Origin of the sequence: Allofrancisella heilbronnii, assembly GCF_000710735.2 — a bacterium.
Lineage (GTDB): Bacteria > Pseudomonadota > Gammaproteobacteria > Francisellales > Francisellaceae > Francisella > Francisella frigidaquae.
Genome location: NZ_CP144673.1, coordinates 1356193 through 1370381 on the forward strand (window position 1 = coordinate 1356193; position 14189 = coordinate 1370381).

Sequence of the window (14189 nt, forward strand, 5' to 3'; positions counted from 1 at the left end):
ATTGCTCAATATTACTCTATTTATATGTATTTATAAAGCGAATACTATTTAGATATAAACTGAAATATCTAAAGTAACAGTATTCATATGCTGGCCATTATACAAACTCTGATAAGAATACTCCGGACCAAACAATACATTATTATCAAAAAAAGATCTTTGCGTAGAGATCAATACCTGATCTTTAATTCCTGAGGCACCCATAACCCTACTTGCTGAAAAAGAAAGAGGCATAGGAATGTTATCAGCATTATATGAACGTCCATAGCTGATATTGATATTTTGGCCACTTCCGAAAATAGTAAATGTGTATGCAGCTTGAACTGTAAAAGCTCCTGCGTAGGAATCATTTATACCATTAAATTGGATACTTTTATTCGTTGTAGTAGCCCAACCTGCTCCTAAGTTAAAACTCCCAGGGAACATATTTGTAAGGTTTAAAGCAAAATCAATATTAAACTCGCCTACTCGCTTATTTACAAATGAAAACCTATTATTAGCTCCACGAATATCATGCATATATCCTGTATTAAAACCAAGTTGAACCATATCAAATAATCCAACCGCATCAAAATAGGCCAAAGAAAAAGTAGGATGATCTCCTGCATTTGAAACTGTGAAGTTAGCATTTGAAGTGTCCCCCTTATAATTAATAGCTGCATTAGCTACACGAAGTGGGCGAAACATATTTGCAGTTAGACCAGTTGTCCAAGGGCCACCTCCCCCAAAACTTCCCAAAGAAACCCTGTACTTACCTACAGATAAAAAAAACGGTGACGTATCTAAATTCCCAATCATGAAAAAAGCATCTTGGATATTGTAGCTATTATTTTGACTAGCTGTAAAATCTAAATTAGCTGTAACATAATGACCAACGTTTGCCAAAAAATAAAGTGTTGCTGCAGTTAAGTAAACTCCCTCACCAGCACTTTCAAGCACCGAGCCATTACGTTGAGTGATAGCTGAACCTCTCCAGCCTTGCAAATCAGTTTCTATAAAACCGCCAAAAAAAATAGCATAATCATCATACAACCCTCTTTGGTTAAGTATACTAGAAGCAAATAAATTACTAGGTAGCTGACCAATTGGGATACTGTTATTACTTGAAAATGATCCAACGTAAGATACCTGACCCTGAGTTGTAATCTTAACTTCACCACCTACATTGACATCTGATACTTTTTTATTAGTCTTATTTATACGCTCTTGCAAAATCTTTTCTTGAAGCTCTTTACTCTTCTCCTCGAAAAGGTCATCATTAAAAGTAGAGTTTATAATCTCTCTTTGTAAATCCAAACTAACCGGACTTTGCTGCTTGGCATTAAGGTTACCAACCTCAAGCTCTAAAAGCTGAATTTGATATACTAATTTACTTATTTCTTGTTGTTGAATATTATTAAGACCAGTAGTAGTATCTTTAGAATTAGCTACGCTAGCACTAAAAATTGACAGCACTGTGAAAAAAAATACTTTTTTTTTGACATCAAAATTAAAAAAACAACTATGATATGGTATTTAGGGTCCTATTCTACACTATAAAAGATTCTTATTAAACATATACTGAAACATCAAGCGTAATAGTATTCATATGCTGGCCACTATAAAGCTTTTGGTACGCGTACTCTGGACCAAATAGCACATTATCATCAAAATAAGCTCGCTGAGCAGAAACAATAAATTGGTTTTGAATACCTGAGGCTGCTCGTCCAAAACTAATAGGCGAAGAGGCTATAGCCATTGGTATATTAGCAGCATTATAAGATTGACCATAGGATGCACCAAAGTTAGTATTTCTACCAAAAAGTTCCAGTGAATAGTTAAGAGCCGTATACCATGCACCTGCAAGAACGTTATTACCTGTGCCATTGAAGTTTTCTTCGTTAGTTGTAGTTGCCCAACCTGCTTGAACCTGCCAAAAACCTCCTAACATAGCATATCCTACGTTGGCATCAAGGTTAAAAACACCCACATTATCATTCTCTTGTGATGTATCTTTTAATGCTCCTGCAAGAGCACTATTACCTGCACCGGCCATATTAAATACATATCCAACATTAAAACCAGCTGCTAGATTTTCTGATAAACTATCAGCATAAAATAAACCTGTAGAAAAGTTAGCACGTCTATCATCTGAACCAAACACAGCCACATTGGCGTTGATAGTATCAGACTTATAATTAAGAGAAACGTTAGTGACTTGTCCCGGTGATAAAAAATTCTTAATTATACCCGAAGTTAAAGTACCACCACCACCATAAGAACCAACAGATAGCTTGTTTCTACCTGCAGTTACAAAGAAAGGCGATGTATCTAAGTTACCAAACATTACGAAAGCATTACCTAAGTTAAAATTACCAGATTCGTCTGTATCAAAATCAAACTGAGCTGTAACATAATGACCAAGGTTTGATAAGAAATATAAGTTTGCAGCTGTTAGATAAATATTTTGACCATTACTTTGGAATATATCATCATTATTTTTCGTAATTGGACTACCAAAAAACACTTGCGCATCAGTTTCTAAGAAGCCCCCAAAGAAAACTGAGTAATCGTCAAATTTACTTCTTTGACCCATCAATGTAGAAGCAAAAAGGTTTGAAGATATCATTCCAATTGGGATACTATTGTTACCTGAATATGAACCTAAAAAGGCTATTTGACCTTGGGTTGTAATTGGAGGTGCTCCCCCTACATCAATACCTCCGCTTTTGTTAAATACCCCTCCAAAAGACTGGTTTCCTAAGTTTACAATAGCATGATCTGAACTAACATTTTCTAAAATATCTGAATTGTCACTATCTATAAAAGATTCCTTCAAAGATGCATTAGGATTTGCTCTTCCAAAATCTTTATTATCATCTACTTTAGAGCTATAAGTTGTAAACTGAGACCCGCCACTAGAAGTGTTATTAAAATTTGTTTGTTGGTTTTTTAATTGTTGTAACTGACCTTGTAATTGCTGGACTTGTTGTTGCAACTGTAATAGTAGCTTTCTTTCATCTATGTTTGTCGTATTGGTACCTGTAGCACTGCTACTATCTGATGATTTATCATCAATATCCTGTTCGCCAATACTTGTAAAACCTAACGGCCCGCCTTGGGAAGCAACTTCAGGAGAATTTTCTGCAGAATAACCAAAGCTCCAACATGACAAAATACCACCAACAATAGCGTAAGTTTTACTTAATTTTCTAAACATTAAAAACCCCGAATAAGTTAATCAAAAACCCATATATTTTTTGATTTTAGCAATTAAGAATAACATTTTCAACAACTAAACAATAGAAATCTTAACAACTGAGAAATTACGCCTATTTTATCACATTATTAAATTAAACAGGAGAAAAAACTAAAATTTTTAATTGCTTATATTGGCATATATGGAGCATAGGTCGGCGTCCAAGAAGCAAGGTTTATTAATCTATCTATTTCTTGAGCTAACTCTTCATCAGTCATATCTTCTAGGTCTATATCTACTTCATGTACACCTTCTACTATAGCTTGTTTAACTACAGCTTTTGTAATTTCTTTAGTCACTTCCACTAAGTCTGTGATTTTCGCTAGTAATGGTTGTGTAATATCTTCGTTAATAACCATAGGTGACAACTCACTCAATCTATAACAAGCTGCCCTAATCATTCCGCTAGTTAAAACTCTAGCATGTACAGCAACGCATCCTAGACCTAACCCTGGGAAAATAAAGGCGTTATTACCTTGTGATATACGATATTTCTTACCATTATATTCAACATCTGGAAATGGACTACCTGTAGCTATTAGAGCTTTACCGTCACTCCATTTAACAATATCTTCCGGTAAAGCTTCACATAATGAAGTAGGATTAGAAAGAGGCATAATAATAGGATAATTATTATGCTTAGCCATTTCTTTTATTATCTCTTCGGTAAATGATCCTGGCTGACCAGATGTGCCTATTAGAATTTTAGCTTTAGTGTTTTTTACAGTTTCTTCTAAGGTGATACAATTTATGTCAGCAACGTTCCACTTATTAAACTCTTTTGAGCTTTTTATAAACAACCTTTGTTCAGGAGTAACCCGTTTTGCTTTTAACTTATCAGTTACCAAACCATACCTATCAACTAGATAAATATTCTGCCTTGCCCTCTCAATAGAAACTTGAGATCTATCTGCTATCATATCAGCAATCTGTCTGGCTATACCACAACCTGCACTACCTGCGCCAAAGATTACTACTTTAATGTTACTAATACTACTTATAGCTTGCTCTGTGGTTAGTTCTCCTGCGTTAATTCTGATAGAATTCACAGTTTTTAATCCCGCTATACAATTAGCTGCTGCAACAATACCTGTACCTTCTATATCATCATTAAAAGTGCATAATCTTTCTTTGTATTTCTCAAGAATACGTGTAGCATTATCTCTACCAATATCTTCCCAATGTAAAAACACATTAGGAAACCTACTTTTAACTTGTGTTACAAACTCTTCAATAAATTCATCATAAGTCTCTCCTGAGACTCTTGGCAAGCGCATACCCAAATATCCAGGCGCGCTTAGTAGTTCATCATTATTAGTGCCCATGTCAAGCTGCACGGGCAGAACTCTAGCTGGATCTATACCACTTGCAGCAACATATACCATAATTTTGCCTATACTGATATTCATGCCACCTATGCCTTGGTCACCTATACCAAGCACAGCTTCACCATCAGTAACCAAAACCAAATCAATACTATTAAAGTCATACCTTTCTAGAATTTTACCAATATGCTTTTTATGATTAATTGAAATAAATAAACCACTTTGTTTTCTAAACTGGCTACTATACTTTTGTACAGCTTCACCAACAGTTGGAGTGTATATTATCGGCATTATTTCTTCTAAATTCTCACGTACAAAATGATAAAAAAGTGTAAGGTTAAAATCATGTAACCTATTGAGAAAAACGTATTTTTCTAGTGAGTTAGGCTTAAGATCAAGCTGCCTTCTGACTCTAAGAGCCTGCTCTTCCAAGCTTTCCACCTTCTCTGGTAGATACCCTACTAAGTCAAAAACTATTCTCTCTTCTTGACTAAAAGCTACGTCCTTATTTAAAACGCGATTATTTAGTAACTTTCTACCTGTAAGGTTCGTTTCAATTGCAAAAACTTTTCCAGTTTTATTTCTTAATTTTCTTATTCTTTTCTTTTCCATATATAGCCAAAGGTTGAATTGTACAAAAACTATAATACACTAATGCTCTTTTACAGCTAATAAGTATCTAACAGCAGTTGCTTTTTTTCAACAAAAAATGAATACTATAATGCTATTAGTTATGGTTTTTCCAACATCCAATAAAACATTAGTAATGAACATAATAACCCACCTAAACAAATTCTCTAGTACCCAGAATACAGCTGTAGCAATAGGAGCTTTTGATGGGGTTCATTTAGGACATCAAACCGTAATTAATAAACTTCTTTCAATCTCATATTTAAATATTTTAGCTCCTTTTGTTTTTTTCTTTGAACCTTTGCCCAAAGAGTTTTTTAGAAAAGAAAAACTTCCTACTAGAATTTATGACTTTAGAAACAAAATTATAAATATTAATCATGCAGGGATAAAAAACATTATTTGTCAAAAATTTAATGAGCAATTTGCCAATATTGATGCCGAGGAATTTGTCACTGAATACCTTGTTAAAAAACTAAAAATTAAGCATATAATTATTGGTGATGACTTTAAATTTGGTAAAAACCGTAAAGGAGACTATAAGCTTTTGGAACAACTCTCAAAAAAATATGACTTTCAGGTTGATAAAATATCTACTTTAACTCTTAACAACCAACGCATTAGTAGCAGCCAAATACGTACAGCTATTGAAAACCACCAGCTTGAAAATGCTGCAAAGCTACTAGGGAAACCACTAAGAATAAACTCACGAGTTATACACGGACAAAAAAACGGTAGAAAAATAGGTTTCCATACTGCAAACCAAAAATTACTTAAAAACTCTGTATTAAAAGGTGTCTATTTAACTAAAATATATATTGATGATGATATTTTCTATGGTGTTTCTAACGCCGGAACCAGACCAACTATGGATGGCAAAAAAAACCTCTTAGAAACTCATATATTCGATTTTGATAAAGAAATTTATAAAAAGCATATTACTGTAGAAATACTTAAATTTATTCGTGCTGAAAAGAAATTTAACTCCTTTGAGGAGCTAAAAGACCAAATAGCCAAAGATATACAAACAGCAAAAAGATTGATAACTACATCCTAGACTATTAACATAACTAGCTTTGTACTTTATAATTTGTATTTAAATAGTTTGCATTAAACTTTAAATTAATCATATACCAAATAAACTAAGGAATCCGCATGAGTGATTACAAAGACACTTTAAATCTTCCTAAAACCTCTTTTTCCATGAAAGGTAACCTTGCAAACAAAGAGCCCATGATTCTTAACAAATGGGAAAAACAAGGTATCTATAAAAAAATCCGTGAGCATTTTGCTGGAAGAAATAAATTTATACTTCATGACGGGCCCCCTTATGCTAATGGAAATATACATGTTGGTCATGCTGTTAATAAAATTCTTAAAGATATTATAGTAAAATCAAAAACTTTAAGTGGTTACGATGCTCCATATATTCCAACATGGGATTGCCACGGTTTGCCAATTGAGCTACAAGTTGAAAAAAAATATGGTAAAGCTGGACAAAAGATAGATGAAAATACTTTCAGAAAAGAATGCCGTAAATATGCAAAACAACAAGTAGAGTTACAAAAAAAAGATTTTAAAAGATTAGGTGTATTAGGAGACTGGGAAAACCCTTATCTGACAATGGACTTTGAATACGAAGCTAACATGATAAGAACTTTAGCTAAAATAATCTCAAACGGTCATCTAAGTAAAGGATTTAAGCCCGTACACTGGTGTACTGATTGTAGCTCAGCATTAGCTGAAGCTGAAGTTGAGTATATGGATAAAGTCTCACCAGCAATCGATGTAAAATTTAAAGTAAAAGACCATGATAAACTTGCTAAAGCGTTTGGATTAGAATCTCTAAAAAATGAAGCTTTTGCGGTGATATGGACTACCACCCCATGGACACTACCTGCTAACCAAGCTATTGCTGTACACGATAATCTTAATTATAGTCTAGTAGAAATTGATAACTTTTACATAATACTAGCTAGTGGCTTAATTGAGCAAACTTTAAAAAGGTACGCTACAGATAATGCTAAAATTATCGCAACAACTACTGGAGATAAGCTAACCGGTATATTTGTTGAACACCCTTTTTACAGCCGCCATGTTCCTATTTTACATGGTGATCATGTGACTGATACTGATGGTACTGGTATGGTCCATACAGCTCCCACTCATGGTGTAGAAGATTTCTCTATAGGTAAAGAACATAATCTGTCTATGGAATCCTTTGTAAAAGGCAATGGTTGTTATAGTGAAAATACTAAACTCTTTGCCGGTGAATTTATTTTCAAAGCTAATGATAGAATAGTAGAGCTTTTAGGTGAAAGAAAACGTTTAATGAATTTTGATAAAGTTAAACATAGCTACCCTCATTGCTGGCGTCATAAAACCCCTTTAATGTTTAGAGCTACCCCACAGTGGTTTATAAGCATGGAGAAACAGAATTTACGCAATAACGCGATGACTGCTATTAAAAACACACTGTGGATTCCTTCATGGGGTCAAAACCGTATAGAAGCTATGATGAAAGACAGACCTGACTGGTGCATCTCTCGTCAAAGAACTTGGGGAGTACCGCTACCACTGTTTATCCATAAAGATACAGAAGAGCTACATCCAAATACAGCTGAAATTCTTGAGAAAGTAGCCAAAAAAATAGAAAAAGGTGGTATTGAAGCTTGGTTTAATGCTGATGATAGCGAATTCATATCAGAAACTAATGAATATAAATCTGTAAAAGATACTTTAGATGTTTGGTTTGACTCAGGATCATCCAGCATGTGTGTATTAGACAAAGACCCTCAATTAAGTTACCCTGCTGATCTATATTTAGAAGGGTCAGACCAACATCGTGGTTGGTTCCAAACCTCTCTACTTGTTGGATTATCTGCTAAAGGAGAAAAACCTTTCAAGGAAGTTTTAACTCATGGCTTTGTAGTTGATGAACATGGCCGTAAGATGTCTAAATCTTTAGGTAATGTCACATCTCCTCAAGATATCTATAATACTTTAGGAGCTGACATCTTGCGTTTATGGGTTGCTTCTAGTGACTATAAAAGTGAAATGGCTGTGTCAGACCAAATTCTTAAAAGAACAGCTGATACATACCGTAGATTGCGTAATACAGCAAGGTTTTTATTATCAAACCTAACTGGTTTTGATCCTAAGTCTGATATTATAGAATTTGACAAGTTAGTCAAACTTGACCAGTGGGCTATAGCAAAAACAAAAGAATTTCAGGATAAAGTAATTCAAGCTTATGAAAACTATCAAACTCATACAGTAGCGCAGCTAATACATCATTTTTGCTCAATTGAAATGGGTAGCTTTTATCTTGATATTATTAAAGATAGACAATACACGGCTAAAACTGATGGACATCCACGTAAGTCAGCACAAACTGCAATTTACCATATTGTGCATGCATTAGTTAGATGGATAGCTCCGATCTTATCATATACAGCTGATGAAATCTGGGAAGCTGCTCCAAAAACTACCGATCTACCAATACAGTTATGTGAATGGTATACAGAGTTAAAATCATTCTCGCCTACTGATGAATTAGATTTAGATTTCTGGGCAAAAATTCAAGAAGTTCGATCTGAAGTAAATAGAGTACTCGAGATAAAGAGAAATGAAGGTCTTATTGGAGCATCTTTGGAAGCAAAAATAACCCTTTATGCTGACAAACAAAACTATGAACTTCTAGCAAAAATTGAGGATGAACTAAGGTTTTTACTAATATCTTCTGAAGCTGAGTTAAAAAATCTTAGTGAAAAGTCTAGTATTGCCACTCAATCAAGTATACAAGGTTTATATATCGACATTCAAAAATTACAAGAACCAAAATGCGAAAGGTGTTGGCACCGTAGCTCTACAGTTGGCAAAAATCCTGAACATAAAGATATATGCAGTCGTTGCATAGAAAATATTACAATGGAATTAGGGGAGTCTCGCAAATATGCTTAGACCTAAACTTAAGTATTTTGGATTAGCTATTATAATCATAGCTCTTGATTTGTATACCAAATACTTAGCTAACATCAACTTAAATTTTGCTACTCCTGTTAAAGTAACAAGCTTTTTTAACTTAACTTTATTGTATAACCATGGAGCAGCATTTAGCTTTTTAAGTAATAGCCAAACCTCATGGCAACTAATTATGTTCTCGTCGATTTCATTGATAGCTGCAGTCATACTAATATACTTAATTATCAAACAACCAATACAAGGTAAATTAAATCTAATCTCTTTTTCATTAATACTTGGTGGTGCGTTAGGAAATTTTTATGACCGAGCTTTTAGAGGGTTTGTAATAGACTTCTTAGATTTTCATCTTGGTAACTACCACTGGCCTGCTTTTAATATTGCAGATTCAGCAATCACTTGTGGGGTCATATTGATAATCTTAAAGTCTTTTACTAAAAAACCTTAGTTTAAATTAAACATATTTTACAGACAAATTTTAGGCAATACGTTTGAGACATCTGACGCTTAGCTTAAAAATAAAAATTAGATTCAAACTAATAAGACTGTTGCAAGTTGAAATTAAACAGATGATAACAAGTAAATACTGATATAAAAGTATTCCTCGCTGAAACACATTGTTCATAAAAAAGACGAACAAATTAGATTCCATGTGCATTAAGTTGTAATAGCTTTGACTTAATCTGACATTGTGTATAAAATAAGATGTCAAATTAAGGAAGAATAAAATGAATGCATCTCAAAAGATAATCAAACCCAAATTAGGTCTGTTAGAATTAGCAAAACAATTAGGTAATGTCAAGCAAGCTTGTAAAGTGATGGGTTACTCAAGAGACAGCTACTATCGCTTTAAAGAGTTATACGATAATGGTGGAGAATTAGCTTTACAAGAAATATCCCGTAAGAAGCCATTAGAGAAAAATAGAGTTGAGGCACATATTGAGCAAGCAGTAGTTAATATGGCTTATGAATATCCGGCGTATGGACAACATAGAGTATCAAATGAATTAGCAAAGCAAGGAATATTAGTCTCAGGAAGTGGAGTTAGATCTATTTGGCTTAGACATGACTTAGAGAATTTTAAGAAGCGATTAACAGCACTAGAGACCAAAGTAGCTCAAGATGGCTTTATACTTACAGAAGCTCAATTACAAGCTTTAGAAAAAGAAAAAGCTAAAAAGGTTGCTACTGGTGAGATTGAAACGCATCATCCAGGTTACTTAGGATCTCAAGATAGCTATTATGTAGGGTATATAAAAGGTATAGGTAAGATATATCAACAGACATTTGTAGATACGTATACTAGAGTAGGATTTGCTAAGTTATATACAGAAAAAAATGCAATAGTAGCTGCTGATATGCTTAATGATAAGGTATTACCATTCTTTGAGGAACATGGAATAGATCTATTAAGAGTATTAACAGATAGAGGCACGGAATATTGTGGAAAGCTGGAGAATCATTCCTACCAGATGTACTTAAGCATAGAAGACATTGACCATACTAAAACAAAAGCTAACTCCCCTCAAACTAATGGTATCTGTGAAAGATTTCATAAAACTATGAAAAATGAATGTTATGAGACAATGTTTAGAAAAAAGGTTTATTCAACGATTGAGGAGATTCAGCAAGATGTTGATATATGGCTGGATTATTACAATAACGATAGACCACATTCTGGTAAGCACTGTTATGGAAAACGCCTATGAAAACTTTTATTGACTCAAAACCTTTGGCAAAAGAGAAAAATTTAGGTAATATGTTTGATAAATCTGACACTAGTTTAGAAATAAATTCAGTCTCAAATTAATTGGTGACTGTCAGATCAAGTTTGAGCTACTACAATTAAGTATATTTTTTGTTTCGCAAAAATATTTAAATATACTTACATACTTACATGCATATTGTAAAAAATTTTGTTCGGAACCTAAATTTATCATACAACATATCTAAATTTGATAAACATATGTAAAAAAAGCAAGTTGAAATTATAGATTACTGGGAAAAACTTATGTAACATAGACGCCAGGAAGCTATTGTAACAGATAACTCTAAAACTTAAGGAAACGTTTATTTCATGAAAACCCTACATATAATGAATAGTCTTGATCTAAAAACTGAATTTACAGTCCATTTAAGTGGCCGATTAAAGTTGATGGAAAACTCTGATTTCATTATGTTACAACCCTCAGATTATGGTCCTAAAGAATATTTAGATGCTGACATATGGTGGTCAACTATTGAAAACATGCCTAAAATTAATTGTCTTGATGCTAAAAAATATGACAGAATTATATGGTATAGTCATGGTGGACTAATCTCTACAACAGATGGTTCCCATGAAAACTTAGATCGCACCATGATATATGGAGTAAACTATGGTAAATTACAAGCAAGTGGACGGTTCTTTAGTGCATTATTAGGTTACTTTGAAAACGTGAACGAACTTGTTCTTATGTGTTGTAATAGTGCAGGATATAACCATATACAAGAACCTGAAATTCAACAGATCATATCAAAAAGAGAGGCTAATTATAAAGATCTTGCTCGTAACATTCGTAACTTTAGACGTCAACTGGCTCTTAAAAAAGTAATTTCTCAGGAGCAGATAAAAAAATGTTATGAGCAAAAACTTCAAGAAATAAAGAAAAAAACAATGACAAAAATAAATGGTTCTTTTTTATATCTCTCCATGCATGAAAATGATATGGATAGATATTTCAAAATGGACTACCAAAAATTCTTTGCAGGACTTGCAAATGGACGGTTACGTGGCACTGCACTGGACAAAATTGTTTTTACCTTATCCGTTGATCATAACGACAGATGCATCTCTGTTTACGGAGCAGGATCAAGTTTAAAAGCATTGCAAATGCTATCATTTATCGAAGATGATAAATATCGATTCGCAACCACAACGGAGAGATTAAACCGATTCCAACTTTGTTATCCTAATTATCTGGATATGTCTTTGAACCCAAAACAACAAAATTTACTTGTCAATCGAGATAAACTAGAAGACAATGACAATCCACTTAAACCAAGATCTTATTTTTTCAAAAAGCGAACAGCCGATCATGGACTTGTCTTTTATGGCAGAAAAAATGAACCTATGTTCGATTATAATGCTTCTGATATTATTCAGTATGGTTCTAAAGGAGGGCAGAATTTTGGAAAATATACCATACCTAGAACGTTTCCAAATGAGTTACCCAATAAAAATCCCTATTACCAATACTTCATTCCAAACTAATATTAAGAATAAATTGAGATAAGTAAATCTATTATTACCTAGCGATTTTTAATAGTTTCACACTTGCTTTAATCTAACTGCACTATCAAAACCTTATCACATATTGCCTTTAACCTTGAAATGAAATTAGTGCAAGTTAATAAAGTCATAAACTAACACAAGTAGTACATACTTTCGTCTTATATAATCCTTGCTTGATTTTCATACCCTTACCACTTAATGGGTTATTTATTTTAGTAATTATGTAACAATTACCACAAATAATATACCCACATGAACGACAATGATGTTTATTTGTGCTAAAAAACGATCCCTTGATCGCTTGATTACACACACTACAGTTGTTACTACTACTATCAGGTTGCCATTTATAGCTTTCTCTAACCATGGTTTTTGTTATAGATGGCGGTCTCACACTATAGTTATTATTAGGTTGCCAGTTTTGCTCTTCATGAATTAAATTTCTTGTTATAGATGATGGTTTTTTGAATGTGTACTTACCATTTAGAAAATCCTCACATAAATTGACAAAATTAGTATCCATGGTATCTCCACTATCATCGTAATAGAGTCTTATTATCATTTTTTCACATAAATGGGTCAAACACTCTTGTTTTTCCGCTTCTGATTTACAATCATATAGTGAATTATCAATAAATTTAAACATAAAGGGAATTACATTGCGCGCTTTTGGTTTAAAATGCCCACTATGAAAAAAAAATGAACCCTTTTCAATAATGCCAGCACATTTAGTTACACCTTGCTCTGTCAAGCTTGGGTGACCACCGCGGCCAGTGCCAAAAAAGAGATCTCCTATAGTAATATTATCACTACCGTCCCAAACAAAATCACCTTGATAGTGGTCTCCTTTTAAAGTCCTCCTCTTTCTGAAAATACCTTGGAAACTACACTTAAGACTATCCTTATATGGGCTGTTTAGATCCCGAAAGTTATTATCATAACCTTGACTACTTTGAAAAAGCGTTTCTAAAGACAAACTACTCTTAAACTTAAGCTTTTTATACGCGATCATGTCCACATTTATACCTATATTCATACTTCTGCTGGTACTACGATTATAATAACCAAGCTAAGTATCTACAAGTCAAGTCTCTAAAGATGTGCACAAACCACGCTCAAGGATTAAAATCCAAAATTTACTTAAAGCTAGTTTAAGAATTACAAACTTTTACAGTGTTTTTTTATAATCATTATAAAACTTACGAGCTAAGAAATTATTATCTCCGTAAACTATACTATATTTAGTTTGCTTAGCTCGAGAATTCTGTTCCATTAAGATACCAACATAATGAACATCAGGCATAGGCTTATTAACCTCTGCTATAATTGTAGCTACTGCTGGTAATTTTTCATCAACTACTATAGTGTATTCTTCATGCTTAAGGTAACTTACCAATTTATTATACCTGACATCAAAGTCTTCACCATCTAAGAGAATTACTTGATCTGGGTGATTTGCAACTAAAAATCGCATTCCCTCAACTGTATTTGTATATTTATCAAAACTAATTTCCTTAACATTTTGGTCTCTAGTTAGTCTATTATAATGATCTATATTATCTTGAATGTCCTCTCTAATTGTACAAGAACTAATAACTAAAGCCCCTACACCTATAAGAAATATTTTCTTTAACATATATAAACCTATAAACACTCAATATATAACTATTATATCCAAAAGACATAGATTTATAAATTTATATCAACCCTAAAACAGGGATTAGACTTTATTTAAGATTTA

The 14189-nt window shown here is 33.2% G+C and carries 9 protein-coding genes and 1 pseudogene; 5 read left to right on the plus strand and 5 right to left on the minus strand.

The window, feature by feature from the left end; translation table 11 throughout:
* Positions 1-48 precede the first annotated feature (48 nt).
* The 3 genes from FRA_RS06375 to FRA_RS06385 form a co-directional block, all read right to left on the minus strand.
* Complete coding sequence (locus FRA_RS06375) at positions 49-1455, minus strand: DUF3573 domain-containing protein (RefSeq protein WP_035720045.1); 1407 nt, start codon at positions 1453-1455, stop codon at positions 49-51.
* 94 nt (positions 1456-1549) lie between these two features.
* Entirely contained in the window at positions 1550-3199 is a 1650-nt protein-coding gene (locus FRA_RS06380) for a DUF3573 domain-containing protein (RefSeq protein WP_035720046.1), read from the minus strand.
* Positions 3200-3366: 167 nt separating this feature from the next.
* Complete coding sequence (locus FRA_RS06385) at positions 3367-5175, minus strand: NAD-dependent malic enzyme (protein ID WP_035720048.1); 1809 nt, start codon at positions 5173-5175, stop codon at positions 3367-3369.
* A gap of 154 nt (positions 5176-5329) precedes the next feature.
* Between FRA_RS06385 and ribF the strand changes: the two genes are divergently transcribed.
* From ribF to FRA_RS06410, 5 genes and pseudogenes are all read left to right on the plus strand, one after another.
* Positions 5330-6250 carry a bifunctional riboflavin kinase/FAD synthetase gene (gene ribF / locus FRA_RS06390; protein WP_035720148.1) on the plus strand — a complete coding sequence of 307 codons (921 nt, stop codon included), beginning with the start codon at positions 5330-5332 and terminating at the stop codon, positions 6248-6250.
* Between the two features lie 98 nt (positions 6251-6348).
* The gene (gene ileS, locus FRA_RS06395; protein WP_035720051.1) at positions 6349-9156 is read left to right on the plus strand and encodes an isoleucine--tRNA ligase; all 2808 of its coding nucleotides are present in this window, start codon (positions 6349-6351) and stop codon (positions 9154-9156) included.
* A complete protein-coding gene (gene lspA / locus FRA_RS06400; RefSeq protein ID WP_035720055.1) occupies positions 9149-9622 on the plus strand; it encodes a signal peptidase II in 474 nt (157 codons plus the stop codon). The genes ileS and lspA overlap by 8 nt, the downstream gene beginning before the upstream one ends.
* A gap of 280 nt (positions 9623-9902) precedes the next feature.
* A pseudogene (locus FRA_RS06405) lies at positions 9903-10984 on the plus strand (IS481-like element ISFw3 family transposase).
* A 285-nt stretch (positions 10985-11269) separates the two neighbouring features.
* Positions 11270-12427 (plus strand): hypothetical protein, encoded by a 1158-nt coding sequence (locus tag FRA_RS06410; RefSeq protein ID WP_155960883.1) that lies wholly within the window; start codon positions 11270-11272, stop codon positions 12425-12427.
* A gap of 145 nt (positions 12428-12572) precedes the next feature.
* On the opposite strand, the gene FRA_RS06415 is transcribed toward FRA_RS06410, so the two are convergent.
* Together FRA_RS06415 and FRA_RS06420 are read right to left on the minus strand one after the other, a co-directional pair.
* Positions 12573-13484: an FYVE zinc finger domain-containing protein gene (locus FRA_RS06415; RefSeq protein WP_035720059.1), complete on the minus strand. Its 912-nt coding sequence runs from the start codon at positions 13482-13484 to the stop codon at positions 12573-12575.
* 132 nt (positions 13485-13616) lie between these two features.
* Positions 13617-14084, minus strand: coding sequence for a hypothetical protein (locus FRA_RS06420; protein WP_035720061.1), 468 nt, complete (start codon positions 14082-14084; stop codon positions 13617-13619).
* Positions 14085-14189 lie beyond the last annotated feature (105 nt).

Coding starts and splice junctions, on each gene's coding strand:
- ileS (WP_035720051.1), top strand. CDS start 6,349: ATGAGTGATTACAAAGACACTTTAAATCTTCCTAAAACCTCTTTTTCC.
- FRA_RS06420 (WP_035720061.1), bottom strand. CDS start 14,084: ATGTTAAAGAAAATATTTCTTATAGGTGTAGGGGCTTTAGTTATTAGT.
- FRA_RS06385 (WP_035720048.1), bottom strand. CDS start 5,175: ATGGAAAAGAAAAGAATAAGAAAATTAAGAAATAAAACTGGAAAAGTT.
- ribF (WP_035720148.1), top strand. CDS start 5,330: ATGAACATAATAACCCACCTAAACAAATTCTCTAGTACCCAGAATACA.
- FRA_RS06410 (WP_155960883.1), top strand. CDS start 11,270: ATGAATAGTCTTGATCTAAAAACTGAATTTACAGTCCATTTAAGTGGC.
- lspA (WP_035720055.1), top strand. CDS start 9,149: ATGCTTAGACCTAAACTTAAGTATTTTGGATTAGCTATTATAATCATA.
- FRA_RS06380 (WP_035720046.1), bottom strand. CDS start 3,199: ATGTTTAGAAAATTAAGTAAAACTTACGCTATTGTTGGTGGTATTTTG.
- FRA_RS06415 (WP_035720059.1), bottom strand. CDS start 13,484: ATGAATATAGGTATAAATGTGGACATGATCGCGTATAAAAAGCTTAAG.